General features: G+C 52.3%; 21 protein-coding genes and 1 tRNA gene. 14 read left to right on the top strand and 8 right to left on the bottom strand.

Annotated features, from left to right (window positions below; genetic code table 11):
* Positions 1–88 precede the first annotated feature (88 nt).
* From AC53GJ_RS19675 to AC53GJ_RS19640, 8 genes are all read left to right on the top strand, one after another.
* Positions 89–421 carry a PadR family transcriptional regulator gene (locus AC53GJ_RS19675; protein WP_496730094.1) on the top strand — a complete coding sequence of 111 codons (333 nt, stop codon included), beginning with the start codon at positions 89–91 and terminating at the stop codon, positions 419–421.
* Positions 421–1,380 carry a hypothetical protein gene (locus AC53GJ_RS19670; RefSeq protein ID WP_496730093.1) on the top strand — a complete coding sequence of 320 codons (960 nt, stop codon included), beginning with the start codon at positions 421–423 and terminating at the stop codon, positions 1,378–1,380. Before AC53GJ_RS19675 ends, AC53GJ_RS19670 begins: the two co-directional genes overlap by 1 nt.
* Positions 1,381–1,618: 238 nt before the next feature.
* On the top strand, positions 1,619–2,092 hold the full coding sequence (gene bfr, locus AC53GJ_RS19665; RefSeq protein WP_496730092.1) for a bacterioferritin: 474 nt from the start codon (positions 1,619–1,621) through the stop codon (positions 2,090–2,092).
* Positions 2,092–2,559, top strand: a complete 468-nt coding sequence (gene bfr, locus AC53GJ_RS19660) for a bacterioferritin (protein ID WP_496730091.1) — start codon at positions 2,092–2,094, stop codon at positions 2,557–2,559. The genes bfr (AC53GJ_RS19665) and bfr (AC53GJ_RS19660) overlap by 1 nt, the downstream gene beginning before the upstream one ends.
* A gap of 288 nt (positions 2,560–2,847) precedes the next feature.
* Positions 2,848–3,603 carry a substrate-binding periplasmic protein gene (locus AC53GJ_RS19655; RefSeq protein WP_496730090.1) on the top strand — a complete coding sequence of 252 codons (756 nt, stop codon included), beginning with the start codon at positions 2,848–2,850 and terminating at the stop codon, positions 3,601–3,603.
* A gap of 144 nt (positions 3,604–3,747) precedes the next feature.
* The gene (locus AC53GJ_RS19650; protein ID WP_496730089.1) at positions 3,748–4,905 is read left to right on the top strand and encodes a diguanylate cyclase domain-containing protein; all 1,158 of its coding nucleotides are present in this window, start codon (positions 3,748–3,750) and stop codon (positions 4,903–4,905) included.
* 423 nt (positions 4,906–5,328) lie between these two features.
* Positions 5,329–5,871 (top strand): SPM autocatalytic domain-containing protein, encoded by a 543-nt coding sequence (locus AC53GJ_RS19645; protein WP_496730088.1) that lies wholly within the window; start codon positions 5,329–5,331, stop codon positions 5,869–5,871.
* A gap of 23 nt (positions 5,872–5,894) precedes the next feature.
* Complete coding sequence (locus AC53GJ_RS19640) at positions 5,895–6,365, top strand: hypothetical protein (RefSeq protein ID WP_496730087.1); 471 nt, start codon at positions 5,895–5,897, stop codon at positions 6,363–6,365.
* Positions 6,366–7,131: 766 nt separating this feature from the next.
* Here the strand turns inward: AC53GJ_RS19640 and AC53GJ_RS19635 are convergent.
* From AC53GJ_RS19635 to AC53GJ_RS19620, 4 genes are all read right to left on the bottom strand, one after another.
* Positions 7,132–8,805 (bottom strand): M20/M25/M40 family metallo-hydrolase, encoded by a 1,674-nt coding sequence (locus AC53GJ_RS19635; protein WP_496730086.1) that lies wholly within the window; start codon positions 8,803–8,805, stop codon positions 7,132–7,134.
* A gap of 294 nt (positions 8,806–9,099) precedes the next feature.
* Positions 9,100–9,288, bottom strand: a complete 189-nt coding sequence (locus AC53GJ_RS19630; protein WP_496730085.1) for a hypothetical protein — start codon at positions 9,286–9,288, stop codon at positions 9,100–9,102.
* Between the two features lie 154 nt (positions 9,289–9,442).
* Positions 9,443–9,516: transfer RNA gene (locus AC53GJ_RS19625), tRNA-Gly, on the bottom strand.
* Between the two features lie 79 nt (positions 9,517–9,595).
* A complete protein-coding gene (locus AC53GJ_RS19620; protein WP_496730084.1) occupies positions 9,596–9,934 on the bottom strand; it encodes a c-type cytochrome in 339 nt (112 codons plus the stop codon).
* 92 nt (positions 9,935–10,026) lie between these two features.
* Here AC53GJ_RS19620 and AC53GJ_RS19615 point away from each other — a divergent pair, with 92 nt between their 5' ends.
* A complete protein-coding gene (locus AC53GJ_RS19615) occupies positions 10,027–10,809 on the top strand; it encodes a hypothetical protein (protein ID WP_496730083.1) in 783 nt (260 codons plus the stop codon).
* 24 nt (positions 10,810–10,833) lie between these two features.
* Here the strand turns inward: AC53GJ_RS19615 and AC53GJ_RS19610 are convergent, their stop codons facing one another.
* Together AC53GJ_RS19610 and AC53GJ_RS19605 are read right to left on the bottom strand one after the other, a co-directional pair.
* Entirely contained in the window at positions 10,834–12,891 is a 2,058-nt protein-coding gene (locus tag AC53GJ_RS19610) for a cation:proton antiporter (protein ID WP_496730082.1), read from the bottom strand.
* Between the two features lie 222 nt (positions 12,892–13,113).
* A complete protein-coding gene (locus tag AC53GJ_RS19605; RefSeq protein WP_496730081.1) occupies positions 13,114–14,262 on the bottom strand; it encodes an RNA polymerase sigma factor in 1,149 nt (382 codons plus the stop codon).
* 492 nt (positions 14,263–14,754) lie between these two features.
* Between AC53GJ_RS19605 and AC53GJ_RS19600 the strand changes: the two genes are divergently transcribed.
* The 3 genes from AC53GJ_RS19600 (at position 14,755) to AC53GJ_RS19590 (ending at position 19,813) form a co-directional block, all read left to right on the top strand.
* The gene (locus AC53GJ_RS19600) at positions 14,755–15,807 is read left to right on the top strand and encodes an alpha/beta hydrolase family protein (protein WP_496730080.1); all 1,053 of its coding nucleotides are present in this window, start codon (positions 14,755–14,757) and stop codon (positions 15,805–15,807) included.
* A 223-nt stretch (positions 15,808–16,030) separates the two neighbouring features.
* Positions 16,031–18,661: a phosphoenolpyruvate carboxylase gene (gene ppc, locus AC53GJ_RS19595; protein WP_496730079.1), complete on the top strand. Its 2,631-nt coding sequence runs from the start codon at positions 16,031–16,033 to the stop codon at positions 18,659–18,661.
* A 225-nt stretch (positions 18,662–18,886) separates the two neighbouring features.
* A complete protein-coding gene (locus AC53GJ_RS19590; protein ID WP_496730078.1) occupies positions 18,887–19,813 on the top strand; it encodes an alpha/beta hydrolase in 927 nt (308 codons plus the stop codon).
* Positions 19,814–19,882: 69 nt separating this feature from the next.
* Here the strand turns inward: AC53GJ_RS19590 and AC53GJ_RS19585 are convergent, their stop codons facing one another.
* Positions 19,883–21,259: a class II fumarate hydratase gene (locus tag AC53GJ_RS19585; RefSeq protein ID WP_496730077.1), complete on the bottom strand. Its 1,377-nt coding sequence runs from the start codon at positions 21,257–21,259 to the stop codon at positions 19,883–19,885.
* 47 nt (positions 21,260–21,306) lie between these two features.
* Complete coding sequence (locus AC53GJ_RS19580; RefSeq protein ID WP_496730076.1) at positions 21,307–21,729, bottom strand: hypothetical protein; 423 nt, start codon at positions 21,727–21,729, stop codon at positions 21,307–21,309.
* A gap of 215 nt (positions 21,730–21,944) precedes the next feature.
* On the opposite strand from AC53GJ_RS19580, the gene AC53GJ_RS19575 reads away from it, so the two are divergent.
* Positions 21,945–22,415, top strand: a complete 471-nt coding sequence (locus AC53GJ_RS19575; RefSeq protein WP_496730075.1) for a DUF2753 family protein — start codon at positions 21,945–21,947, stop codon at positions 22,413–22,415.
* 45 nt (positions 22,416–22,460) lie between these two features.
* Positions 22,461–23,084, top strand: a complete 624-nt coding sequence (locus AC53GJ_RS19570; protein WP_496730074.1) for a superoxide dismutase — start codon at positions 22,461–22,463, stop codon at positions 23,082–23,084.
* Positions 23,085–23,191: the final 107 nt, after the last annotated feature.

Here is a 23,191-nt window from a genome sequence, read left to right as displayed (position 1 = left end):
CATAGTATTTTACTGTGTCGTGCATAGTATGTATCACACAGCATAAATCATCTCGTGCACAAGCCTGATAAGGAGCCACCACAGGGCTATGACTGATCCCCGATTTGACAAAATGCGGCTGGAGTTGCGCCGCGGTGTGCTGGTACTGGCCGTACTGGCATCGCTGAAACAACCTTTGTACGGTTATTCATTGCGTAAGCAGTTGCAGGATGCCGGCGTTGAGATTGATGAAGGCACCTTGTATCCACTGGTCAGGCGGCTGGCGGAACAAGGATTACTGGACAGTGAGTGGCAACAGGCGGAAGGGCGCGAGCGGCGGTATTATCAGCTGTCGGCGCAGGGCCAGCAGTTGCTGAGTCAGCTGTCTGAAGAATGGCAGCAACTCAATACTGCCTTGGGCAATTTACTGGAGCTTGGATAATGGAACTGGTGAACCGATATGTACAGGCAGTGCAAAGTTATTTGCCTGCTGCCCAGCAGCAAGAGCTGGGTCGCGAAATTAGCGCCCATTTGTTTGATGCCCTGGACAATCAGGCGCAACTGCAAGGCCGACCTTTGAGCAGCATTGAGATTGAACAACTGTTGCAGCAGTGGGGGCATCCGCGTTTGGTGGCGATGCAATATGCGCCGCCAAAACCTCTGGTCAGCGCTGAATTGATGCCGCTGTACTGGCAAAGTCTGAAATATCTGCTGGGCGCTTTATTTGTACTGCATGTGCTGAAAAGCAGCCTGACCTTGCTGGAAGCTGATTATTTTAAGTTGGTGCAGTTTCTGTTGCAGTTATTGTTCGGCTTTGCCGACGACGCCATGCTGGCTTTTGTCGGGGTGACGCTGTTTTTTTATGCCGCCAGCTTTTCGCCGCAATGGCTGCGCTGGTGCAGTGGCGGCCACTGGCAAATCAAAGATTTGCCGCCGGTCAGTCGTTCCTGGCAGAGGATAGCAGGCAGCGACATCATCACAGATATCGCCAGCGCTGCTTTTCTGCTGTTGCTGTTGTGGCATCCGCTCTGGATGTCGTTTGACGCCCTGGCAAGCTTGCGCATCACCTTATCGACCGAGCTGCAACTGTGGCGACCCTGGCTCAGTGGCCTGTTGTTGCTGTCGCTGCTGGCGGCAGTCGGCTGGGCCTGGCGGCCTTATTGGACGCGTTTTACGCTGGGATTCAATGTGCTGCTGAACCTGCTGCTGGCGCTCAGTTTTGCCGCACTCAGTCAGCAGGATGCTTTACTGGCAGCCACAACGCAGCCATTGCCAGCGCTACTGACGCTGGCGGAGCTGGATCGGGTGGTGCGGATTGGTTGTCTGATGGCGTCCTTGTATCTGCTGTATGAAATGGTGCGGGATCTGCGCCGCTGGTGGCAACTGGCAGCAGCGGACTAGAGTCTGCGCTGCCAGCCCGATCCGCGGTGGCATGACTGTAGCGGATTGATCTGGCAGCGCTTTTTTTCTGTTGCTAAGCGAGATACAAAACCTAACAGGAACTCTGGTATTAAAGCGAAGCGTTCTCAATTGCATGTGTATGATTTTATTCATGTTTTTTGTCGTTAATGCTCGACTTTTCACAAAGACCGACTAAAATGCTCAACATTAGCACGCCGCCGGTTTAAAGGAGATTTCCATGCAAGGCCATCCAGATGTGATCCGTATCCTGAACGAGGTTCTGACCTCAGAGCTGACCTCAATTAATCAATACTTCCTGCATGCCCGCATTTACAAAAACTGGGGTCTGGCGGAGCTGAACAACATTTGCTACAAAAAATCCATTCGCGATATGAAACAGGCAGATGAACTGATTGAGCGAGTATTGTTTTTAGAAGGTTTACCGAATCTGCAGGCGCTGGGCCGGTTGCGTATCGGCGAAAATACCGAAGAAATGCTGCAATGTGATCTGGAGTTTGAGCTGGAGCAACTGCCATTGCTACGCCAGGCCATCGCCTTGTGTGAACAGGTGCAGGATTATGTCAGCCGCGAAATTCTGCAGGAAATTCTGGAACACGAAGAAGAACATATTGATTGGATTAATGCGCAGCAATACCAGATTGGCGTGATGGGGCTGGCCAATTATCTGCAATCGAAAGTAGGAGATAACTAATGCAAGGTCAACAACAGATTATCGCCGCGTTAAACACCTTATTGGCGAATGAACTCAGTGCGATGGATCAGTATTTTATTCATTCCCGCATGTACAAAGACTGGGGCCTGCAGAAGTTATTTGCACGTATTGATCATGAAGTTGAAGACGAGCGTGGTCATGCCTCACTGATTATCGAGCGGATACTCTTCCTCGAAGGCACACCGGATATGGTGACCCGCGATGGTTTGAAAATTGGCACTGATGTGCCTTCGATGCTGAAAAACGACCTGGCGGTCGAGTATGCGGTGGGCGCTTTGTTAAAAAGCACCATGGCACTTTGTGAGCAGCAGCAGGATTACGTCACTCGTGCCATGCTGCAACAGCTGCTGGATGATACCGAAAACGATCATGCCCATTGGCTGGAGCAACAATTGAAACAAATTCAGTTATTTGGTCTGCAGAACTATCTGCAGTCGCAACTCTAACCAAGACCTGCCCGTTGTGGCTTGTGCGATAGGAGCGATGGAGCAATAGTCAATCCGCTCCGTCGCACATCTTAGTGGTTGGACGCCAAGCGTTGGACGCCAACCTTCTATTGATTGAATTCCGGCTTTGTCCAGACACAACAGATTGGACGGATTTAGCGACGATCTGCCAGACTATGGTTTCTCTATGGCTACAAGTTAGGTATTGCGGTGTTGTTGCGTCATTTTCTCTCCAACTGCTGGCTTTATTTGGTGCTGTTGTTCTGTGTCAGTTACTGCACAACGCTTGTGGCAGCCACTGCTCAGCCAGCGGCTGCAGCCGCTTGTCAGCTCAGTATGCAGGTGCAACATTTTCCACCCCGGATGATTAAAACCGAGCTGGCCGGCCAGACTCACTGGCGCGGTTTTAATGTTGATTTATTTCGCTTACTAGTGAGTAAAGTTGGTTGCCAGCCGGTGTTTCAGGAACTGCCGTGGGGCCGCTCGTTATTGTTACTGCAACAAGGTGAGCTGGCGGCCATGAGCAACATGTCGTTAAACGCCGAGCGGCAGCAGTACGCTGAGTTTATCGGGCCGTTTTTACTGGAACAGATTGTGGCAATCGGGCCGCAGGCACTGCAGCAGCAGGTGACGTCATTGGCCAGCTTGCGTCAGCACGCGCTCAGTATCGGCCTGATGCAGGGCATTTATTATGGACCTGAGTTTGCGCTGGCCAGTCAGGAGCCGGTGTTGGCAGCGAAGCTGGTGTATGTCAGTACCAATCAGCAAAAACTGCAACTGCTTTATTCAGGACGGGTGCAGTTGGTGTTTGAAGATCTGCTGAATTATCAATTACTGCGCCAGTCAGGGCAGATGGACGCCGCTCAATTTCAGCCGTTATTTACCCTGTACCGCAATGGTGTTTATTTTGCCTTCAGTAAAAAAATCACCCCGGCAGCTCAGTTGCAACAACTGCATCAGGCCTGGCAACAACTGGTGGCATCTGGCGAGTTACAACAGTTACAGCAGCAGTATCAAGTGACGGACTTTGCGCTGTCGCCTTGAAAAAGTGCCAGATCCCCGCTATTGCTATCACAGTGTTTGGCCGATGGCTCGGATTGTGGACTTAGCAAGCAAGCCTGCCAAATCTTACCGTTAGCAACCACGAGCTGTGCTGGCATCAGCAGTGGTCTACCACAGGCGGATGTCATGATGCTGTTTCAGATAGTACAGGCCATTGGTTGTTCAGTGTATTTTGTTTTTTTCCTGCTGTTTCTGTGCGCCAGTCGGGTGCCGCGTACCAATCCGGGCGCAGGCTGGTGGGCACTGGCGATGGCGGCGGCTTGTTTATCGCGGCTGGCACTCTGGACCTTTACCACCCAGGATGTGGCTGAACATGCCATGACAGTGTATGCATTTTTTCTGGTGCTGGAAAAACTCGGCCTGATGTTAGGCGCTGCCAGTTTTTTTGGTAGCCGGCTATCACCGCACTGGATCTGGGTATTGGCAGGGCTGGCGCAGGGTTGGGTGTTATTCAGATTTTTGGCAGAACCTGCTTATTGGCTGTTTCTCAGCGGTTTGGCGGTGTTTAACATCCTGGCACTGCTGTTTGTGATCAGCACTATCTGGCAGAGCCAACTGCTAGTGCCAACCAGCATCCGGCTGATTTGTATCAGCGGCTGTGCGCTGCTGGCGCTGCACTGGAGCTTGTTTGTACCGATAGCCGTTTTGGTATATCCGGTCTGGCAGGATCAGGCTATGGTGCTTGGGACTGTCTTGGTGCTGATGCAATATCTGGCCTTACTGAGCGCTGTATTTATGTTGTTTCAAAAACGTTTGCTGGACTCGGAAGCCAAGGCGCTGGCAATGGCTTATCAGGACCCACTGACCGGGCTTGGCAATAAAAGATATGTCGATGTCCTGTTTGAGCAGGCGTTATTACTGGCGAATCGGCCCCATCAGTGTCTGGCGTTGCTGTATATCGATCTGGATAAATTTAAACCGATCAATGACAGTGCTGGCCATCAAATCGGTGATTTGGTGTTAAAAGAAATTGCCAGGCGATTAAAAGTCAGCTTACGCAGCACTGATATTTGCGCCAGGGTTGGCGGCGATGAATTTGTGGTGATCGTCACCCAATTGGAAAACGAGCAGTATGTGGTGGATATCGCGGAAAAACTGTTAAAACAATTACAGTTGCCGGTCAGTATTGCGCAGCGACAGTATCAGCTCGGTGCCAGCATTGGCATCAGCCTGCATCCAAAACATGGCCAGCAACTGGCGGAACTGCTGGAAAAAGCCGATCAGGCGATGTACAGAGTCAAGCAACAAAGTCGCAATAGTTATCAGGTGTATCGGGAATTGTAGCTGTTGAGTTAGTCGTGGATTGGTTATGCTGGTTACAATTTATTCATTTTTTTTTGCTTTATATGCTCATTTATGTTGTATTAACAGCCTCTAAAAATGCAATGGACATCAGTTGTTATGCAGGGAAGGCGTCAAACACAAAAATGGCATTGGCACCAGCGGTTCCGGTGGTTGCTGGTCTGCTGGATTTGGCATAGTGCTGCTGTTGCCGCGCCGCAGTCATTGCCAACTGATTGCAACAGTCTTTATCTTGCCAGCAATACTGACAAGTCTGTAGGTCCGCTGCGCTTTGAGCACATTTATTATGCGCAACTGGTCACTCAGCAACCGGAGCTCGCCAATCCCTGGCAGGCTGCTTTAGCTGGTTCTGATTTCAAATCCGCTCCACAGGCTTTTACTCCAGCGCGACAAGCTGGCAATTGCATGATCCCGCCTATCGTGCTTGACCTGGATGGTGATGGGATTGCTTTTGTGCCGGTCAACGACAGTCAGGTGCAACTGGATGTGAATAATGATGGCTTAGCGGATACCGTTAGTTGGCCGACCAAAGGCAATGCCGTGTTATTTGCCGACTGGAATAAATCCGGCATCCTCGATAGCCGCTCCGAGTTTATGTTTGGTTTGTTTTCTACCAATAAAAATGCCTCCGATTTAGAAGGGTTGCAATTGTTTGACTATGACGAAGATGGTGATATGGATGCCGAGGACCGGATCTACCCTTCATTGTTTTTATGGGAAGACCGCAATAGTGATGGCATTTGTACCACCGATGAAGTGGTCAGTTTAGCTGAGCGCAATCTGGTACTGAATTTTGCCGCTAGCCGGCCATCAGGACAAACAATGCAGGGCAATGTGCTGCAGTACAAATTCTCTTACCGGATGCAATACCGTACTGCCGAGGGTACAGAGCGGCTTGTCTCTGCCGGTCAGGCTTATAGTGTGCTAGTGCAGGCCAAGCTGCAATAAGCGGTTAAGCACAGGAGAAGCGGATGCATTATCGTTTTGATATAAAAAAGTTTTACCTGAGCCACCTGAGCTACGCTGTATTTACCGGTTGCTGTCTCTGGTATTTTTTTTATAACCAGACGGTCGAATGGGTGGATGAAGACACTAAATTTGCTGGCACAGTGCTGGTGTATGGCCTTTGGCTGTTGCCGGTCTTGTTGCTGGGCTCAGTGCTGCATACACTGGCGTTACCGGCAGAATACCGGCTGGATTTTGCCCGCCGCGCGCTTTTTGCTGGCGAGCAACAGCTGCTGAATGATATTTCGCGGCTGAGCGTCGACATCTATCCGCGATTTTCCTGCTATCGCATTGATATGGAAAACCGGCTTGGCATGACCAGAACCATCAATTATTTATATAGCAGTTGTAGCCCGGATCCTGACTTTGCCGCTTTGCGGCAATGTTGTGAAGCCGCCGGCATCAGTTTTGTGTTACACAGGCGCAATCAAAGCTGAAGCTTGTATTGAGCAATGGGTTAGTGCGATATGGCTGACAGCAAAAATCATGCTACGGCAAAAGCCGGGCAGGCGATGTACAGAGTCAAACAACAAAGTCGCAATCGTTATCAGGTGTTAGGGAGTTGTCGTTGCAGCCATCCCTGATTGTGACGAACAATCAGGGATGGGCGGCAAAGTTGACACCAAATGCCCTGTTACCAATATTGCCAGACGCCAGAGTTGACGTACAACAATGCGCCTGAATTCTGACATGGACCTACTGGCTTGTAAAATTTGATCTCAGTTCCAGAACCCATGACTTTAGAGTCAAAAGCCCAGTGACACGCACTACCAGCCGGGATCTGTTGCGTCTGAGCGCTGAGCGTGCTGGTGCTGGCCAGGCATAATACGGCTACCGATAATATCGTTTTCATGTCTAACATCTAATGCATCCTAAAGTTAGCTTTGTTGATACTTGATACTCCCTAAGAGCTAATCGCTTGTAGCGGCCCTGTGCAGGGAAACTCAGACAGCTGCACTGCGCTAATCAGCTGACAGGATTAACTTAACATTTAAGGTTCATTTCTCAACTTTAAAAGTTAATATTAATAGCATAAGATGTAAACATGATTGAATTTATCTGGTCAGCGCTTGTAGCCAGCTAGCAGAACAAATAATGCAGCGCAATGTGCTACAGCAGGTGGTTTAGCAAATTAAATACAACCAAAGCTGAATGACCAGCTAGCAGACATTACCGAAGTTTAGTCTGCTAGCTGGCATTTTATTACAGTTCTTTGGTTTCTAACGCTTTTTTACCATCCAGTTCACGCTGGCGGCGTTCTTTCTGTGCTTCCAGATCCAGTCGTTGCTGTTTCACGGCCGAAGCTGGCGTTGGCATAGGTTTGCGTGGCATTTTCTGCTCGCTCATCGCGGCTTCATACAGGAAACCGGCCATAATGACGGCGGCTTGCTGTAAATCTTCTTCAATCACATGATCAATCGAATCGATATGGGTATGGTGCAGGCGGGTGCTGTAATCCAGTGGATCCTGAATAAACTGGAAGCCCGGTAAACCAACATCATCAAAGGACTCGTGGTCGGTACCGCCGGTGGATAACGGTGATACAGTGCCGGTGCTCAGATCGTTGTAAGGACCAAACCAGTCGGTGAATACCGGTTTAGCCGCCACATTGCCTTCGGTATAAATACCACGGAAGCGGCCACTGCCGTTGTCCATATTAAAATACACCGATAACTTGTCGTAGCCGGCTTTCGGCTGAATAGGCCAGCCCGGGCTGGACCATAAATAGGAAGGTAAGGCTTTTTCGACCGGATCTGTCGGTTCAGGCCGGCTGGCAAGGAAATCTTTCACATAAGCCCGCGAGCCATATAAACCTTGCTCTTCCCCGGACCAGAGCGCGACCCGGATGGTGCGTTTTGGCTTGACCTTCAGTTTAGCTAAAATCCGCATCGCTTCCATCGCCACGGCCACCCCAGCGCCGTTATCAACAGCACCGTCACTGGCATGCCAGGAATCGAGGTGCGCGCCGACCATCACCACTTCGCCATTGCGATCTGTGCCTGGGATTTCGGCGATGGTGTTGTAGGATTTCATATCATCGTCATGGAACTGCGCTTTGATATCCAGCGCCAGTTTCGGTTGCTCTTTGCGATCCAGCATCCGTAATAACAGGCTGTAATCTTCCTGTTCGATAATCATCGCTGGCACCGGGAAGGTTTCACCGACTTTATGTGATTTGCCAAACACCCTGACCAGACCGCCTTGCCGGCTGCTGCGATAAATCACCCCAGCCACTTTTTCTTTGGCCAAAAACGCATTCAGCGCTTTATTAAATTGATAGGACTGCATCCGGCTGTCACGCAGTGCTGCCGTCATAAAAGACTCGTAGCTGGCGCGGGCACCGACTTTATAATCTTTCATCTCGCCTAAGGTCTGGGCACTGAGGCGTTCAAAAATCACGGTATGCGGCTCACCAATTTTCACGTCTTCGCCCATCAGCAGCACTTTACCGGCCAGTTTACCGCTGTATTGGGCTAAATCCGCTTCTGTGGCGACGTCAAACAGCATCACTTCACCACTGACCTGGCCAGCAGTGCCCGGGGTCCAGGCCACCGGAATACCATGCAGACTTTGCTGACGTGGCCCCAGTAACTGGATGCTGGCGCTTTCGCTGCTCCAGCCACGGCCAAAGTCAAACGGATGCAACTGGCCATTTTTCAGACCCCAGTCATTCAGTTGTTTCAGCGTCCATTGATTGGCGGCCACCATTTGCGGCGACGCGGTTAAACGCGGACCAATATTGTCGGTCAGATGCTGCAGAATATGCATCACCTCAGACTGGTGGAAACCTTCATGGCGGATTTTATTCGCCATCTCCAAATCAGCCGCCGACAAGGCGGGACTGAGCAGCAAAGCTGGCAACAGCAGTTTTTTCATTATGGTTTGTTCCTGGATGTTATTTTTGTTGTATGTTGCTATGGTCTGGCTGGCTAGTTGCAGCAGCAAAGCAACCTCAGCAGGCTTAGCAGTAATAGAGTTCAGGCCAGGGCACAATGGCTTTGCGTTAGCTGGTTTGTAGCTGGCGATATTCGGGACTAAAGTGGTGTTGTATGGGTCATCGAGTGACCCATACAACGACTGCGGCAGAGCAAATATGCTGTATCGTGCTTATCGGACTGCCGCGACACGGCAAGTCCAACGCTGGCGTTCAACCCAGAGTGCAAGCCGGTATTATTTTTTACAGACAAAACCTTCTTTATTCACTTCCTGAATATTGCCTTTGCCACATTGTTCCAGGGCTAACTTGCTGTTGGTCTCGACTTTCGACACCTGATTGTCTGAAGCATCATGTTTAATCACACAACCACCTAATAAAGTGGCTGCGGCGGCGAATAACAGTGGCATAGCAAGTTTCATCATCGATCCTTTTCTGAGTGAGAGTAGTTGCGCCACTATGGCGCTGACTGAATGAATTTTGACTGAATTTAGCGCTGATGAGGCAAAGCACCAAGCAGGAAAATGTAACAGAATATCAAGGCAGTAAACTTTGGGGCAGCACAGGGAGTGCAGTAAGTGGAGCGGGCGATGGGAATCGAACCCACGGCACCAGCTTGGGAAGCTGGGGTATTACCATTATACGACGCCCGCATTGGCCGCTAAGGTACTGGCTTCGCTGGCGGATGTCAATCGGAAAACGTCGGGTTGATTGCGGAATTTAGCAAGCAGATCAGCGGCTTCCGCCTGCGGGCAGACTGGCATAATAGGCGGCCAGGTTGGCAATATCCTGATCGGACAATGGCTGGGCCAGGGGTGACATCAGGGCATTTTTGCGGCTACCACTGCGATAGGCCAGCAACTGATTACTCAGATAAAGTGCTTTTTGCCCGGCCAGATTGGGCGTTTGCGGGCTCAGACTGATGCCATCAACACCATGGCAAGCCTGACAGGACAATGCTTGCTGCTGGCCGGCGGCGATATCGGCTTCGGCACTACAGCCACTGGTCAGACTCAACATGGCCGCGAGGATAGCGGTTTGGACAAAACTCTGTGGTCCTTGGTATCGCAACTGATGTTCTCCTCTGAGCCCGCTGCTGGCTATGTTCCAGCCCACCGGCGGCTATGCTAAAGTAACGCACTGTTTTTCTATCGGGATTAGCAATGACAGCAACAGCGCAATTATTAGCACAACGACGCCGCTTTGGGCAAACAGGTCCACGGCTGGCCATTGAAGACAGGCCAACCGATGTGACCAGCGCTTTTGCTTTACAACAGCAGATGGCCACTGCACTGGCGGTGCCGGTGATCGGCTGGAAATGTTTGTTGCCCACCGCTGACAAAACCATAGTGGCCCCGCTGTTTCAGTCAGAGCTGACGCAATTTCCGGCCAGCGACTGTGCGCTTTATCCATCAAAACTGGCTGCTTCAGCCGGGCTGGCCAGGGTTGAACCTGAACTTGCTTTGCGGTTAGGGCAGGATTTGCCGGCCAGAACTTTGCCTTATACGGAGGCAGAAATTGATGCGGCTATTGGCAGTACTCATCTGGCACTGGAACTCATTCAAAGCCGGTTTGGCGCTGACAGTGAAGCTGATTATCTGGAACAACTGGCAGATGGTTTGTTTAATCAGGGTTTGTATCTGGGGCCTGCCATTGCACCTGAGCTGTTACTGCTCGCAGCCGGCGGCGACAGTGCTTTTGCACTGCAACTGCGGCTGGCCGATGGCACGCTGATCAGCAAAGCCGCCGTACATCCAAATCAGCACGCCAGAGCAGGTTTGTACTGGCTGGTGAATTTCTTAAGCCGTCACGGCATTGGCTTAAGCGCCGGACAAGTAGTGATCACCGGCTCTTACGCCGGTGTGCTGGACTTACCTTTTGACCAGACCATCGCGTTTCAGTACGGTCACCTCGGCGCTTTCCGGCTGTGTTTTCGGGCTAAATAAGCCATACAGACGGCACTTTAAAGCCTAAGATGCAGCGCCGCTACTGAGTGGCTCTGCCGCAGCATTTGCTGGCATTGCCTCGCTGTCATCCAGTTGTTCGGCCGGATAAAGCAATAACAGACTCATACGATTGAACTCGCTGACCAGCAACTGCGGCGTATCTTCCAGCGCTTTTTGCCAGGCAATACCGCCGCTGCGGACACCATACAGCAACACCAACTGTTGCTGAGCCTGTAATTGCTGCAATAAGGCGGGTAGTTCCGACCAATGCGACAGTGGATGATAGGGGGGCGCTGTCAGTTGAAAAGCGCTGCTGCACTTTTTCAGTAACAGATTTTTTTGTTCGGCGGTGGCGATCAACTGCAATGTGAGGCCAAGCTGTTGCGCCAGTCGTCGGGTCAACTGCAGGCATTCGGCAAAACCAGGCTCATGTTCGGCGTGGGGCGGAATGGCAAAAAATAGCTGTTGATGCAAATTAAGCGGTTGCTGTAACCTGGCGACACACAACATAAAATCGCGCTCCCGCAATAATTGTTGTTGCAGTGAACCAAACAGATATTCCGGCGCAGAGGTGTGTTCACTCCAGCCGAGTAAACAAAGATTACTGTTCAGTTCGCGTCGGGCGCGTAATAAACCGCCGGCAACATTCAGATCCAGCCGGCTGATGGCTTGTACTGGCACTTCAGCAGCCGCCAGATGACGCTGGCACTGTTCCAGTAACTGGGTGGCCTGGCGGTTTTTTTGCGCATAGTTATGACTTTCTTCCACGATAGTGACAGGGTGCACCGGCTGTTTTGCCACCGGATCCCGCAGCGCTTTGGCCAGATCCAGTAACAACAGGGCCGTGTCGGTCTGATGGACTGCGACCAGGATCCGTTGCGATTGTTGCGGTAACTCATCGCATTCTGCTGCCGCCAGTGCCATTTTCCGACCAAAACGATCGACCAGCCAGGGCGCAATAAAACAAGTCACCAGGATCATCAGAATAGCGCCATTGACCACAGCTTCATCAAATAAGCCTATTTCATGGCCAACAATAGTGGCAGCCAGCGTTGCAGCGGCCTGCGCCAGACTTAAACCATACACCACTTTTGCTTGTTCTTTGCTATAGCCGAGTAACCAGCGGGTGGCTTCAGCGGCCAGCCATTTGGTCAGCAAAATGGTGATAAGCATAGCGATGGCAATCAGCCAGGCGCGGAAACTGGCCAGGAAAATACTTAAATCCAGCAACATGCCGACCGATAACAAAAAGAACGGAATAAATAAGGCTTCACCAGTGAACTGGATCCGGTTCATTAAGGTGCCGTGGTGTGGGATCAGCCGGTTTAACGCCAGACCGGCCAGAAAAGCACCGACAATAGGCTCTGCTCCCGCCAGTGGGGCCGCGCTGGCGGTTAAAAATACCATGGCTAACACAAAGACAAATTCAGCAGTACTGTCATTGCCATTATTTTTAAAGAACCAGCGCGCCAGTCTGGGTAAGCCAAGCAAAATAATCAGGACATAACAGGTTAATGAAATAGCCAGTTGATACCAAAAGCTATCACCCATTTCGCCTTTGGTCATGCTGGCAATAACGGCCAATACCAGCAGCGCTAAAGTGTCGGTGATAATGGTGCCACCGACCGCAGTCGTCACTGCCTGATCGCGGGATATCCCCAATCGGCTGGCGATTGGATAGGCCAATAAAGTGTGGGAGGCGAACATACTGCCAAGCAAAATGGCTGCCGGCCAGTCAAAGCCAAACAGCAAGCCGACACCGGTACCTATGGCCTGCGGAATGCAAAACGTTAATAAACCAAAGATCAGACTATGGGTTTTATAGCGTTTTAGCACCGCCATATCGATTTCGAGCGCTGCCGTAAACATGATGTATAACAGACCCACAGTGCCAAACAACACAAAAGACGTATCGCGTTCCAGTACATTTAGCGCATTGGGACCGAGCAGTGCGCCGGCGAACAACAAACCAATCATGCCGGGCAGGCGGTAGCGTGCCATCACAACGGGGGCAATCAGGATCAGAGAGGCAACCAGAGCAAACACCAGTACCGGATTATGGATAGGAAATACGTCGTTCATAGCGGTCTCAGCATGGTCTGGCAGCAGGTCGCTGGCATAAAAACAGCGCGGTTGATGGCGGCTACCTTACCACAACCGGCTATGTCAGGCCAGACACTGCCTGTCCTGACGGGGTCACCCAGAGCGGGTCACCCAAAAGGGGGTGCCCTGAAAGGGTCGGCAGCTGATTCAGCATTGCGATGAGATGAAATGCGGCCGCAGGGACAGCGCTCGCAGTCGCCATCACCAGCGGCCGCTGTTGCTCAGGCCCATTATTAAACCAGCAAGACCGGCGATAACACCGGCGGCAGTGCCAAGCAGACAGAGGATCTTTTGCCATTGTTGCTGCCGGGCAACCTTGGGATCTTGCGCTGCTTTGGCCAGACGTGGCGCTGTGATTTGGCGAACCCGTCGCATCGAGTACAGTAAACCAAGCAACAACAGCACAAAGCTACTGAGGGGGGCCCAAGCGCCAGTGGTGAGCTCATAACCGAACGTCATCAACACAGCACAAACCAACAGCCACAGGATGGTCAGGTTACGGACCCGTAGCAAAGCTTGCCGCTCTTGTTGATCGTCGGTTTGCTGCAATACCTGGCGCATGCTCCATATCATGGCGAGTACACCGCCTAAAGCACCGATCACGGCACCACCAAGCAACCCGGCGATTTTGCTCAGCACTCCAGCGCTGGAACTGCCGGCAGCAGATTGGCTGGTGATGGCAGCGGCGGTGGCCGCTGCTGCCGAGGGACTGGTGCCGACCAACACCGAGGCCAGCAGGCTGCTAAATCCAAGGCCTGGCGCTGTGGTCAGCAACACTGTGCCAACACGGCGCAGCAATTGTTCTTTCAGCAGTTCCCGCACCCTGGATAGTTTTTTCCGCACATTGGCATCGGATAACCCAAGCAGGGCCGCCACTTGCTGGCTGGACTGTTCTTCGCGGTAATACAACAACACAATTTCGCGGCTATCCGCCGGCAGTTGGTCAATCAGTTGCTGGATCAGCGCATTTTGCTCATCTCTTTGCAGATTATCGGCGACGTTGGCGGTGGGGTCGGCAAATTGTGCCAGTAACAGTTCAGCCTTTTCACCACTGACTTTTTGCTTGATTTTGTGATCCCGTAAGTAGTTATAAGCGCGATACCGGGTGATTTGTCGCAGCCAGGGCAAAAAGCTGGCCGGTTCGCGCAGGGTTTGTAATTGTTGCCAGACATGGATAAACACTTGTTGCGCGACTTCTTCGCTGGCATCCAAATCTTTCACTATCGCCAGGGCAATGCCGGTCACTGTCTGGCGGTATTTGTTGATCAGCCGGCTAAAAGCGGCCAGATCGCCAGCTTGGGCTTGGCTGACATCCGGCAGTAATTGTTGTTCGGTCAGACTCAGCATCATAAAGCTTCCTTATTAAGGTGCCAGTAAAGACTGGTGTTGGCAAAAACCCGAGTCAAGCTTAATAACAACACAGGCGACGGTATGCTGGCAAGCTGCTGTTGTTGAGCATAGTCCAGGCTTGGCGCGGCGGCCTGCGTCTGCTCCAGCCAACAAATCAAACTGAGATAAAGCGCCAGCAACACTGCGCGCTGCCTGGCCTGACCTGACTGCTGACCGCAAAAAAATCGCCGCGCGAATTGAGAAAAAGTTCGAACTCTTTGCATCACAAGCTCCTGAAGTTGAGGGTGGCTCAGCATTGGCTGATAACACCAAGACACGGCAGTTGCTTTCGTTGTGACAAATTTTTTTACCTGTTTGCTTTTTTCTGGCAGCCATCTGGTCGCGCGACAATCATGACTTTTGGCACAGTGCTGCCAGCGCCAGCTGTTTTATGCTGACAACCATGGCTGAGCTGCTTGAACTGGCAGTAAATTTTTAACCTTGGAGTGAAAGATGAGACTAGCTGTTTTTTGGATTTTTTATCTGTGGATGCTCTGCTGCAGTTTGGCTGCAGTGGCAAGGCCCACAGGACCAGAAGTCAGATTACCGGTGGCGAGCATCGAATTGGACTGGTTTGATGCCAGTCGGCAGCGGCCGGTAAAAGTGACGGTCTGGTATCCGTTGGGGCAGCACTGTCAGGCCAAGCCGGGACAACTGGCGGCGCAACTGTGCTTGCATCCGGCGACGGATCTCAGCCAGACCGCTTTGTTCTCGCATGGCGCTATGGGCGCAGCCAAAGGCTATCGCTGGATCGGGCAGTTGCTGGCGGCGCAGGGCATTGTGACTGTGGGCCTGAATCATTATGGTGAATCCTGGATTTATGGCCCTGAGCATATCCGCCACAGTACTGTGCTGCAGTTTAACTTGCGGCCAGAGGATAGCCGTTTTGTGCTGGATCAGCTTGAGCTGCTTCAGCAGGATGCCACCGCGCCTTTATTCAGCCAGCCATTGAACTGGCAGAACTTAACTGCCGTGGGTCATTCTTCCGGTGCTGCCACTATGCTGGCGTTGGTGGGCGCCCGTTATGAACTCAGTAAAGCTGTGCTGTATTGCCAAACCGAAGCGGCCGCTTTGGATCGCAGCTGTGGTTATTTACCCTCCAAGGCCGTGCTGGCAAAACTGCAGATCGCAGCGGCGCAAGATTTTCAGGATGACAGAGTCAAAAGGGTGATTGCGCTGGATCCGGCGATGGGGCACCTGGTGGATGCAGCCAGCTTAGCCCGCATCCACAGGCCGGTGCTGGTGGTCGGTTCAGTGCAGAATGATTTTCTGCCTTATCCAGCCCATGCCGGTTTTTATGCCAGTCAGCTGGCGCAAGTTCGTAGCATTCAGTTGACGCAGGGTGAAGGTCACTTTGTCTATCTGGACAGCTGTCAGCATCAGCATCAGGCACTTGGGGTGTCTTTGTGTCAGGATCGGCCAGGTGTGGACCGGAAATTAGTGCAGCAGCAACTCGGCAGCCCTTTACTGCAATTTATCGCCGCAACGCAACCTGCGGCTCGTTAAAACTGTCAACAGCTGCCAATTCTGAAATAAAAGCCACTTAGATGGCTAAAAGTCTATTTGTCGGTGATTTTGTAACCTGTCACTGTTGAGTACCAACGCAGAACAGGCTAGGGTGAGGTAAAAATAATCAACATGGTCAGGGCCAAACCGCTGCGCTGCGGTTTAGCCAAGGCCTATATCATCGGCAGACTGGCAACAGCTGGCAGCAACAGAGGAATGGGACATGTCGCAATATGCTGCTTTACGGGCCAACGTAGGCCTGCTCGGCACACAACTGGGAGATACGGTCCGCAACCAATTGGGACCGGCGGTACTGGAGCGGATTGAACAAATCCGCCAACTGGCAAAACAGGCACGGCAAGGCACAGCCGCCGAGCAGCAACAACTGAAACAAATTCTGGCCGGACTGACTGACGACGAAATTTTGCCGGTGGCCCGCGCTTTTGCCCAGTTTCTCAATTTAGCCAATCTGGCAGAACAACACCATACCATCAGCAAAGCCGGTCGGTCTGCCATTGAAAAACCAGAGCCATTGGCCGAATTACTGACCTTGTTACAACAAAAACAAGTCGATGTCAGTAAAACCCGCCAGGCGGTGGCGGACTTGTCGATTGAACTGGTACTGACGGCCCATCCCACTGAAGTGACCCGGCGCACGCTGATTTATAAACTGACGCAAATTGCCGATTGTCTGGCCGAGCTGGAGCTGGACTTAACTCAGGTGCAGCGCAGTAAAGTGGAGTTGCGGCTGAGCGATCTGATCACCCAGGCCTGGAATACCAATGAGATCCGCGAGCAAAGACCAACACCGGTCGATGAAGCCAAATCCGGTTTTGCCGTGATTGAAACTTCACTCTGGTATGCCATTCCGGAATTTTTGCGTGAGCTGGATACCGCCCTGCAGCCGGTGCTGGGTCATGGTCTGGCGCTGGATGCGGCACCTATTAAGTTCTCCAGCTGGATGGGCGGCGATCGGGATGGTAATCCTTTTGTCACCGCCCGCGTCACCCGTCAGGTGCTGTTACTGAGTCGCTGGAAAGCGGCGGATCTGTTTAACCGCGATTTAGAAGTCCTGAGTCATGAACTGTCGATGAGCCCGGCCAATGCCGCGCTGCAGGACGCGGCCAATGGCGCTTCTGAGCCTTATCGTGAAGTCATTAAACAACTGAAAAATAAACTCAGTTACACCCAGGACTGGCTGGCGGAAGCGTTAAAACACGACCGATTACAACGTCCGGACGACCTGCTGTGGTACAACCGTCAGTTGCTGGAACCTTTGTTGTTGTGTTACCACTCGCTGCTGGATTGCAAAATGGCGGTGATTGCCAATGGCTTGCTGCTGGATACCATCCGGCGTGCTTATGCTTTTGGTCTGACCTTATTAAAACTGGATGTACGGCAGGAATCTGGCCGCCATGCCCAGGTGTTCAGTGAGTTTACCCGCTATCTTGGCCTGGGCGATTATGGCCAGTGGGATGAAAGCGCCCGCCAGGCGTTTTTACTGAATGAACTCAATAGCAAAAGACCGTTATTTTCGAAAAACTGGCAACCCAGTGCTGAAGTGCAGGAAGTGCTGGATACCTGCGATATCATCGCCCGCCATGGGGCTGAAGCGCTGTCGACTTATGTGATTTCGATGGCGGGTCAGCCGTCTGATGTGCTGGCGGTGCAGTTGTTATTAAAAGATGCCGGCATCACTTTCCCGATGCGGGTGGCGCCTTTGTTTGAAACCTTGGCCGATTTAACCAATGCGCCGGACTGTATCAGCAAGCTGCTGGCGATTGACTGGTATCGTGGTTATATCCAGGGCAAACAGGAAGTGATGATCGGTTATTCCGACTCAGCCAAAGATGCCGGTGCTATCGCGGCGGGCTGGGCACAATACAGTGCGCAGGAAGCCCTAGTGGCGATTTGTCAGCAAGCCAAAGTGCAACTGACGCTGTTTCATGGCCGTGGCGGTACCATAGGTCGGGGCGGTGGTCCGGCCCATGCCGCTATTTTATCGCAGCCACCGGGTTCGTTGGCGGGCGGCCTTCGCGTCACTGAACAAGGCGAAATGATCCGCTTTAAGTTTGGCCTGAATCAACTGGCACAACGGTCCTTGGCACTTTATGCCTCTGCGGTGCTGGAAGGGGTGTTATTACCACCACCAGTGCCGGAAGCTACCTGGCGTGAGCTGATGCAACAACTGGCGATTGAGTCTTGTGAAGCTTACCGCGCTATCGTGCGGCATCACCCGGATTTTGTCCGTTATTTCCGCGCTGCCACCCCAGAGCTGGAGTTGGGGCAATTACCGCTCGGCAGCCGGCCACCAAAACGGAATCCCAATGGTGGTGTTGAGAGTTTAAGGGCTATTCCATGGATTTTCGCCTGGTCGCAAAACCGGCTGATGTTACCGGCCTGGCTTGGGGCAGGGGCTGCGCTGGCCAGTGCGGTGGCACAGGGACATAGCGCGATGATCCACCAGATGCGGGCGCAGTGGCCATTTTTCGCCACCCGCTTGTCGATGCTGGAAATGGTTTATCTGAAAGCGGATGCCGGCATTGCGGCTTATTATGATGAAAAACTGGTGCCGGCTGAACTCTGTCATCTGGGGGTGACGCTGCGCAATCAACTGGCGGCCGACAGTAAACTGTTGTTGCAACTGATTGATGCACAAGATTTTATGGACAAAGAAAGCTGGATCCGTGAGTCGATAGTGCTGCGTAATACTTATGTCGACCCGCTGCATATTCTGCAGGTGGAATTGCTTAACCGGGTACGGCATGCGCCAGAAACCGTCAACGACAATATCAAACGGGCGTTGATGGTGACGATTGCCGGTATTGCGGCCGGGATGCGCAATTCGGGTTAAGTGCCGGAAACAATTGGTGTAAAAAAGTACAACAGGGGCCGACATCACAAGGCCCCTTTTTTATATCCAGGGACGGATGGTACAGCCTTGTGGTCGGGAACAAGCAAGGCTGTATTTAGCTGCCTTGTGACATTTGTCGCAGAAAGTGCTTGACCAACATGTGACATTTGTCGCACTCTAGGCTCAACTTTGATGATCGCGGCACAAATGTCGCAGGAAAACTGCATGAAACTGTTACTGACCCTTGCGCTGTTTGTGTTTTCATTGGCGCTGGCGGCAGAAGAAACCTTGCCAGCTTATAGCTTAAGCAACACTGTGGTGCATCAATTACCAGCCCGCAGTAATGGTCGGCACTATGAAGTCTGGGTCGACTTACCGGCGGGTTATCTCGACCAACAGACCGACAAAAATGCCAACAAGCAACCACGCTACCCAGTGCTCTTTGTCACAGACGCCAATTATGCATTTCCGCTGATCCGCAGTATCCGTAACCGACTGGGGGCCGGCGGTCAGAATATTGCTGATTTTGTGCTGGTTGGGTTGTCTTATGCCCGCGAAGACAGCCCGACGGACAGCCGGAGTCTGGACTATACCCCAACCAATGTGTTGGCAAAAAAATCAGCCAACAGTCAATCTTACGGTGCCAAAGCCTATGGCGGTGCTGCTTTGTATGCTGACTATCTGCGTCAGCAGGTGATCCCTTTTGTGCTGCAGCATTATCGGGTTGATCCGAAACAGAAAATCTTTGTCGGCCATTCTTATGGTGGCTTGTTAGGCGCGCAGCTGTTGCTGACTCAGCCTGACACTTTTGATAGCTACATTTTAAGCAGCCCCTCCTTGTGGTTTGATCAGGGTTATGTGCTAAAACAGGCGCAACAGCAAAGTGCCAACCAAGCCAAACTGAGCGCGACTGTACAGCTGTATGCCGGCGAATATGAGCAGATCAAAGCTGGCGCCAGATACGCCCGCACCATCAGTATTGTGGCGGATATGCAACAGTTCGAAACCATCCTGCGTCAGCGCAACACTGATGGCTTGCGCATCCATAGCCAGGTAATCGCGGACGAAGATCACCTGTCAGTGTTCCCCAGTATGATTAGCCGGGCCTTGGTTAAATTATTACCCGGCACCGGGCCTTACACGCCTGGTTGAAGACCCGCCATGGGCAAAGCAAATGCCTTGAGGGCTTTCGCTTTGCGCTCTGCTGGCGTCATTCCCGATTTAGTCAGCTCCGGCTCCGGTCAGCTTCGCTGGATCTAACCAGGCGCTGAGTTGTTCGCGGCTGTAGCTGGTATGTTCCAGCGCGACCTCCAGCACTGGCCTTTGTTGCAGGTAAGCTTGCTTGGCAATAATGGCCGCTTTTTCGTAGCCAATCAGTGGATTGAGCGCTGTCACCAGCATAGGGTTGAGTGCCAGCGCTTTGGCAATCACATCCTGGCGCACTATAAAACCGCGAATGGCTTTATCGGCCAACTCGCGGCAGCTGTCGCTGAGTAAGTCGATGCTGTGCAACAGATTTTGTCCGATCAGCGGCAGCATTACATTCAGTTCAAAGTTACCGGACTGGCCAGCAATGCCGATGGCGTTGTCCAGCCCCATCACCTGAACTGCCGCCATCGCCACCGCTTCCGGGATCACCGGATTGACTTTGCCCGGCATAATAGACGAGCCCGGTTGTAGCGCTGGTAATTCAATTTCACCCAGCCCGGCCAACGGGCCTGAGTTCATCCAGCGTAAATCGTTGGCAATTTTTAACAGCGCCACTGCCAGGACTTTCAGGGCTCCGGAGCAGGCAACGGATACATCCTGCGTGCCGATGCGGAAAAATAAATCTGCCGCCGGCTCAAAGGGGACTGCTGTGTCTAGCCGCAGTTGCTGACAAAACAAGGCGGCAAAATCCGGGTGGGCATTGATGCCGGAGCCCACCGCAGTGCCGCCTTGCGCCAGTTGTTGCAGCCTGGGGAGCTGTTCTTTTAACAGGCTTTCGGCATGCTGCAGTTGCGAATGCCAGCTGTGCAGCACATCAGCAAAAGTGACCGGCATCGCATCCATCAGATGGGTGCGGCCGGTTTTAACCAGGTGACCTATCTGCTGACTTTTGTAGCTCAGCGTCTGCTGTAAATGTGCTAAGGCTGGCAGCAATTGCTGGCGCAGCGCCAGTACGGTACTAATGCTGATGGCGGTTGGAATGGTGTCATTGCTGCTTTGGCCCAGATTGACATGATCATTCGGGTGGACTTTTTCGCCCAGCAACTGACTGGCCAGGCTGGCCAGCACTTCATTCACATTCATATTGCTGCTGGTGCCGGAACCGGTCTGATACAGTGGCACCGGAAATTGCGCGAGATGCAACTGCGTCAGTTGGGACTGGGCGGCGGCAGCAATAGCGCCGGCCAGCGGCGCTGGCAATAGCTGAAGTTGCTGATTGGCATTGGCGGCAGCTTTTTTGATCAGTAATAAAGCCCGCAGAAAACCCGGCGCCATGGGTTCAGGCCGGATGGCAAAGTTCAGCACTGCGCGCTGGGTTTGTGCCTGATAGAGCGCGTCTATTGGCACTTGCAGCTCGCCCATACTGTCATGTTCGGTTCTGGTTTGCATTGTTCTCTCCTGTCACACGCAAAATAATCATGCTGCTGCCAGCCGGCTTAATGGCCAGGCCGAGTCGGGCCAGGCTGAGCAGAGGTTGGCTGATAAAAAATCTGGTTCAGTTCCGCCTGTAACTGGCAGAGTTTGCGCGTGCAATGCACGCCAGCCCACAGCTGATAAAAGTGCTGCAGTGCAAACAAAGGCTGGTACAGATGATCCAGGCAAAGCTGGCGACTGGGCTGCGCCAACTCAGACTGCCGGCTGAACCGGGCTAGGCTGAACAGACAATGCCGCAGACACCATTCCTGCAACAGCAGATTTGGTTGCAGTGCCAGTTCTTTCGCCAGTTGCATGCTGAGCTGAATAAATTCCAGCAGTGTTTCGGCTGGATCTGCCGCTGCCGGCCAGCGGCTGAAAGGCTGGCTGAGTTGGCGACATAACTGGCTGTGGTGACGCCAGTACGGGCTTAAATCTGCAGACATGATGGCCTCCTGCGGGTTCAGCAATCCGGTAATAACGATTTTTGCAAATGATATTTATTTGCAATTGCATCCTACTGGCAAATCTAGCATACTTTATTGCAAATGATAACTGTTATCATCTTTGTGCTGGCACAACTTGCCAGCATCAGGCGTGCCGCTGCTGCTTTGTTGCTGAGCAGCCTCGCAGCAGGAAACCACCAGATTGAGGATGGCTGATGAAATTTGATGTTGCCGAACATTTATCGCCCCAAATAAAACCGGTTGCGCAGGACTCGCCACTCCTGGCGCGCTGGCAACAGCTGACGCAACAGGCCAATCAATATTTCCGGCTGGAACAGAACGCCGCCGCTTTTCCGTTATATCAACAGGCGCTGACGCTGGCTGAGCAATTGTTGCAACAACCTTTGCAGGACAGTGCACTGGCGGCGCTGGTGATTAGCCGACACAACCTGGCCGATTGTTATCTGCAGCTGGCACAACCGCTGGCTGCTGCCACTGAACTCTGTCAGGCCTGGCAGCAACTGCACAGTTGTGCTGCCAGGTTGGGGCTACAGCAGCAGTCGATGCTGTTACCGCATTTGCAGCGCTGCCGGCTAGAGCTACAAGCTTTTTTGCAACAGCACGGCGAGCATCCGGCCATCCGTGCTTTGTTACAACAACCGCTACCGGCCTTAACGATGCACTAAGTCGCCGAGGCCTTTTCTTGCCCATTGTGTTTAACAGGAGTGACTATGCCTTTTGTGTTACCAGAGTTACCTTACGGCTATACCGAACTGGAACCGCATCTTGATGCACTGACGATGCAAATTCACCATCAACGCCATCATCAGAATTATATCAATCAGTTAAACAATGCTGTTGCGGGCACTGTCTACGCTGATATGCCACTGGAAGCGCTGTTAAGCGGTATTGCGCAGTTGCCGGCAGAGTTACAGCCAGCGGTGCGAGACCATGGCGGTGGTCATCATAACCATAGTTTGTTCTGGACTGTGATGTCACCGCAAGGCGGTGGTGAGCCAGATGGCGTGCTGGCGCAAGCCATACAACAAGCTTTTGGCGATATGGACGCCTTTCGGGCTGCGTTTACCAAGGCGGCGCTGAGCCGGTTTGGCAGTGGCTGGGCCTGGCTGGTGCTGCAGGCAGATGGTCAGTTAGCTGTGACCAGTTCTGCCAATCAGGACAGTCCATTGCTACAACAGCAAATACCGCTGTTGGGGTTGGATGTGTGGGAGCATGCTTATTATCTGAAATATCAGAATAAAAGACCTGATTATATTGCCGCTTTTTATCAGGTGATCCATTGGCCTGAAGTCAGTCGCCGTTATCAATTGGCAATAGCGGCAGTGAAAGCCTGAGCAAAGGTTGCAGGCTAACCAGCGCTGTTCGGGGTGGAACATTGTTGTTGATAATAATTCTTGTTTGCAACGCTGTTTTGTTATAATATCACACTAATCAAACAGTT

The sequence above is a fragment of the Rheinheimera sp. B2H12 genome (assembly GCF_059620065.1).
Note: the sequence above shows the minus strand (reverse complement) of the source record. Positions and strands in the feature narration are given on the sequence as shown.

Excerpts from the sequence above, each read along its gene's own strand:
- AC53GJ_RS19630 (WP_496730085.1), bottom strand. The coding sequence starts at position 9,288 with ATGATGAAACTTGCTATGCCACTGTTATTCGCCGCCGCAGCCACTTTA.
- AC53GJ_RS19590 (WP_496730078.1), top strand. The coding sequence starts at position 18,887 with ATGAAACTGTTACTGACCCTTGCGCTGTTTGTGTTTTCATTGGCGCTG.
- bfr (WP_496730092.1), top strand. The coding sequence starts at position 1,619 with ATGCAAGGCCATCCAGATGTGATCCGTATCCTGAACGAGGTTCTGACC.
- AC53GJ_RS19580 (WP_496730076.1), bottom strand. The coding sequence starts at position 21,729 with ATGTCTGCAGATTTAAGCCCGTACTGGCGTCACCACAGCCAGTTATGT.
- AC53GJ_RS19570 (WP_496730074.1), top strand. The coding sequence starts at position 22,461 with ATGCCTTTTGTGTTACCAGAGTTACCTTACGGCTATACCGAACTGGAA.
- AC53GJ_RS19640 (WP_496730087.1), top strand. The coding sequence starts at position 5,895 with ATGCATTATCGTTTTGATATAAAAAAGTTTTACCTGAGCCACCTGAGC.
- bfr (WP_496730091.1), top strand. The coding sequence starts at position 2,092 with ATGCAAGGTCAACAACAGATTATCGCCGCGTTAAACACCTTATTGGCG.
- ppc (WP_496730079.1), top strand. The coding sequence starts at position 16,031 with ATGTCGCAATATGCTGCTTTACGGGCCAACGTAGGCCTGCTCGGCACA.
- AC53GJ_RS19645 (WP_496730088.1), top strand. The coding sequence starts at position 5,329 with ATGATCCCGCCTATCGTGCTTGACCTGGATGGTGATGGGATTGCTTTT.
- AC53GJ_RS19670 (WP_496730093.1), top strand. The coding sequence starts at position 421 with ATGGAACTGGTGAACCGATATGTACAGGCAGTGCAAAGTTATTTGCCT.
- AC53GJ_RS19585 (WP_496730077.1), bottom strand. The coding sequence starts at position 21,259 with ATGCAAACCAGAACCGAACATGACAGTATGGGCGAGCTGCAAGTGCCA.
- AC53GJ_RS19635 (WP_496730086.1), bottom strand. The coding sequence starts at position 8,805 with ATGAAAAAACTGCTGTTGCCAGCTTTGCTGCTCAGTCCCGCCTTGTCG.
- AC53GJ_RS19605 (WP_496730081.1), bottom strand. The coding sequence starts at position 14,262 with ATGATGCTGAGTCTGACCGAACAACAATTACTGCCGGATGTCAGCCAA.
- AC53GJ_RS19575 (WP_496730075.1), top strand. The coding sequence starts at position 21,945 with ATGAAATTTGATGTTGCCGAACATTTATCGCCCCAAATAAAACCGGTT.
- AC53GJ_RS19600 (WP_496730080.1), top strand. The coding sequence starts at position 14,755 with ATGAGACTAGCTGTTTTTTGGATTTTTTATCTGTGGATGCTCTGCTGC.
- AC53GJ_RS19610 (WP_496730082.1), bottom strand. The coding sequence starts at position 12,891 with ATGAACGACGTATTTCCTATCCATAATCCGGTACTGGTGTTTGCTCTG.
- AC53GJ_RS19650 (WP_496730089.1), top strand. The coding sequence starts at position 3,748 with ATGATGCTGTTTCAGATAGTACAGGCCATTGGTTGTTCAGTGTATTTT.
- AC53GJ_RS19675 (WP_496730094.1), top strand. The coding sequence starts at position 89 with ATGACTGATCCCCGATTTGACAAAATGCGGCTGGAGTTGCGCCGCGGT.
- AC53GJ_RS19615 (WP_496730083.1), top strand. The coding sequence starts at position 10,027 with ATGACAGCAACAGCGCAATTATTAGCACAACGACGCCGCTTTGGGCAA.